Consider the following 218-nt stretch of genomic DNA (forward strand, 5'->3'; position numbering starts at 1 on the left):
CGTGGCCGCGATGATCGCCTTGACGTTGGCCGTCTGCTCGTCGTTGAGGGTGATGTGCGACTGGTCGCCCTGCGGCTTCGGCGCCTGCACCGCCACCGCTGCGGGCTTGGCGTCCACTACCGGGTTGGCGTGGGCGGCGATCGGGCCGGCGAAGACACCACCGGCGAACGCGAGACCAGCAACGGACAGCATGCTCTTACGGAAGATCGTGTTCATGG

1 pseudogene is annotated in these 218 nt (G+C 67.4%); it reads right to left on the bottom strand.

Features of this window, described 5'->3' with window-relative positions:
- Window positions 1-216, bottom strand: a pseudogene (locus IF22_RS0132680) (hypothetical protein); the annotation flags it as partial.
- Window positions 217-218: the final 2 nt, after the last annotated feature.

It is taken from the genome of Micromonospora parva (assembly GCF_000718515.1).
GTDB lineage: Bacteria > Actinomycetota > Actinomycetes > Mycobacteriales > Micromonosporaceae > Micromonospora > Micromonospora parva.